The following is a 3,463-nucleotide window of genomic DNA, read 5'->3' as shown; positions in this document are numbered from 1 at the left end:
CTTCAGGTAATAGTGATATTCCCGACCGTCTAAAGAGACATAACCTTCTTCCGTTAATAAACACTTGGCTGTACCATCCTCATAGATCACATTACTGCAGTAAGTCGTCCGGGTAGTGCTATTTCCTATCTTATGTTCCACGCGCAGCTTTGTCCCGTCTGCCGCATAAGTATAAGTAATAGTACTCTGATCCTTAAACTTTATCAGTCTTGGCAAATTTAAGCAATTGTATTGAATATCCTCTATACCTTTGTTTAAATCTTGTGCTAAATTGCCATTATCGTAGGTTGTTAACCAGACTGTAAAGAAGTTCTTGTTGAAAGGAGCATTGTTGAATATAGCTTTTGTGCCGTTAGAAAAGAACGCTCAAGCTCGTCATGATAAGAGATATAAGCCAAGAAGATCCCTACCTCTGTGTTTTGTTGTAAAAGGTAGGGATCATTCAATTAATTGATTGAAGATTTTAGTATTTCAGCCGGATAACATACTCGACTGAACGGACAGAAAATCAATCCATCGTCAATTTTCCATCCTCAATTCTTTTTAGATTTCTACTATCAGACAAGTCCCAATACCACCATTTATAAATATTATTCCTTTCTTTCTCAAATCTACGTTTATAAGCTACTCTAAATAAATTTAGAAATAAGACTACGGTTTTCTCTAATTCATAGGAGGGCAATCCTCCAATTTTATAAAGATTAGATTGTGACAAATCCTTTTTTAACAAAACACATGGTGTATAACTCTCCTTTAAACAACTATTACATATAGCTATTTTAATGTCTTCCTTTTTAGGCTTTGATTGCATTATCAAAGTTATGAGACCGTGAATAAAAGACCTTTTATAATCTTCTCCAAAGCTTTTATACAGAAGTACTAGTTGATCTAGATCTATTAGATCCTGACCGTACTTATTAATTAATATTTCATGCTCAAACTTCATAAACTATTATCGTGGATAAATTGTTATAAATGGTTTTGTTCTATCAAGAGGTTCCTTTATAAGATCTATATTCCGTGGTGTATTGTCTAATATAGACCGTGCGCCTGGAAGAGAATTTTTTATTTTATTCCAATTATGTTTATTTATTCCCTCAATAATATAGTCCCAATCAGAATATGCCGTTGCTGTACCAGACGCACGACTACCGACAACATTTATAGGCATATTTATTCGAGTTGCAGCATTTTCTATCCGAAGATATTCACTAGCTGTTAATGTATTGACACCAGTTTGAGTTGCAGCTTTAGCCCCACTTTTCCCTAATAAGTTCACTAAGCCCTTAGCTCCCCAGCCAAAAATCTTTCCTAAGGCAATTCCACCAAATTCGACAGCTGCATAACCCACCAAAGCTTGACCAACCGGTATCCCAATACTATTCAATGAACGATTTACAAGTCCATTGAACAGCCTTGACTTGGAAGCCTCCGATAACAGACTATTCTCACCAAGAAAAAGATTCTGCAACTTAGGGCTGGAAGCGATCAGATCAAAAGCATTGACAGGCTTGTTGGCTACAATACCACCGTTCTCATAGTAATTGACATACTTACTTTTACTGATTTCTATAGAGACCGAAGAACCAACCCATGTCCAGCCCTCAGTTATATCGTCTCCTCTTTCAGCCCAATGATAATTGCCGTCACTATCCTTATACCAATCCGCTCCTGTAGGATCTATCCTATTTATAGGATCACCTCCACAATAAACATAAGGAGAGGTCGGGTAATACTTTTCGGAAGAAGGGTCTATCGTAGTAAAGATTCCCAGCGCTGCATCATACTGCCTTGCCCCATAATCATACCAGTTCAATCCCTTCTTTGTATCCAGTTCCTTGCCGTTGTATTTGTAAGGCTGCACACTACCGAGGTCAGCTATCAGACCGCCAAAAGGATAATAGTCATTGCGCTCCTCAACCTGCCCCCCGCTACTCGTGGGGGCTCCCATCACCAAACGGACATTCCCCAAATGATCACGGTAGAAGTAATGGTATATACCGTCGCTCAAGGAAACATAACCCTCTTCGGTAAGAAGATACTTACGGACACCATTTTCATAGATCACGTTCCCACAATAGTCCATTGTCGTGGTAGTAGAACCCACTTTATACAATGTGCGGAGCTTCGTGCCGTCTGCCGCATACGTATAAGTAATGGTGCTGCCATCGCCGAACGTGACCTTGTTTGGCAAATTTAAATAATTATATTGAATTCCAACGATTCCTTTATTTAAATCTTTTGTTAAATTACCGTTGGCGTCATAAACGTATTCATTGTCCTGCTTTACAGCATCTTTAAATTCAAATCCACCACCATAGGCAGAAGCAGTGGCAGCATCGTCCACACGCGTTATCCGGTTGCCCTGCAGGCTGTAGGTCAGGCTGTCGATCAGACCGAAGCTGCCGGCACCCGTCTGGCCGTAACGACTGAGACCAAGAATGTTGCTGTTCTTGTCATAAGCGGTGACGTGCTCGGCAAAGTTCCCCGCAGGAAATTTAGGGTCATAGGCAGAGCCACTAAAATGAGCGTCGGTCAAACGGTTCAGCCCGTCGTAACGGAATTGGTAGCAACGCTCGCGAGGAGGACCGTTGAAGCTAGACTTCACACTGCTAATGTTGCCGTTGTAGCACTTTACGGGATTGTCACCAGTATAGTAGTAAAGCGATTCACCGAAGAAATTACCGGAGATGCTTGTCAAGAGGGCGCGCACATTATACTTGTATTCCTGCCGGTGAAGCGGAAGACCGTGCAGGTTCTTCTGCTCCAGACGTCCGAGGTCATCATAGATATAGTCTGCAAGGGTCACTTTAATACCGTTCAAGGTGTGTTCTACCTTAGCCAGCCGGTCATTGTGATCGTAACTGTAAGCATACGTCTCAGTCAACCTGTCATTACCGGCTGCGCTGTGAACATGTGTCACCACAGAAGGATTGCCACTGAAAGTATAAGCCGTTTCAGTTACATCAAACCCGTCAAGCAGATTATTTTGCACACTCTTCACCATACGTCCCTCTGCGTCATAATAATACGCAGTATAAATCCGGGAGAAACTGCCGGGAACAGCAACGGAGCTTCCGGTCAGCATGCCCTTGCCGTATTTTTTGTCAGCTTCATTTATGCTGTAAACAATATCGTCGAAGCCGGTAGTACCTAAAAAGCCATACCCATCATAACAGTTAGAAAGTTGGAGTTCGGAAACAGAATGATTTTCTATACTCTCAGTCTCCCCCTGCTCGGTCAGACGACCGAACTTATCATACAGATAATAAGTCCATTTCTTGGTAGCCTGCGCCCGCTGGTTGCCATCCTGGGAGTAGACAAGCTGGTCCGCGTCATTGTATATATACTCCACAAAATCAGCACCCGGAAGTATCTTCTTCGTACAACGTCCGCGAGCGTCATATTCGTACCGGAAAGCATACTTGCCAAGATCCGACGACTCCTGATATTTGGGCTGAAG

At 42.1% G+C, this 3,463-nt stretch carries 2 protein-coding genes and 1 pseudogene; all 3 read right to left on the bottom strand.

The window, feature by feature from the left end; genetic code table 11:
- Positions 1 to 216 (bottom strand): annotated as a pseudogene (locus BWI44_RS13985) (hypothetical protein); the annotation flags it as partial.
- 292 nt (positions 217 to 508) lie between these two features.
- Entirely contained in the window at positions 509 to 946 is a 438-nt protein-coding gene (locus BWI44_RS13980) for a DUF5958 family protein (RefSeq protein WP_118295087.1), read from the bottom strand.
- A gap of 6 nt (positions 947 to 952) precedes the next feature.
- Positions 953 to 3,463 (bottom strand): RHS repeat domain-containing protein (locus BWI44_RS13975; protein ID WP_286814621.1); only part of this gene is annotated, 2,511 nt, incomplete at its 5' end.

Source organism: Bacteroides sp. Phil13 (genome assembly GCF_001940965.1).
In the GTDB taxonomy this organism is placed as follows: Bacteria; Bacteroidota; Bacteroidia; order Bacteroidales; family Bacteroidaceae; genus Bacteroides; species Bacteroides intestinalis.
Note: the sequence above shows the minus strand (reverse complement) of the source record. Positions and strands in the feature narration are given on the sequence as shown.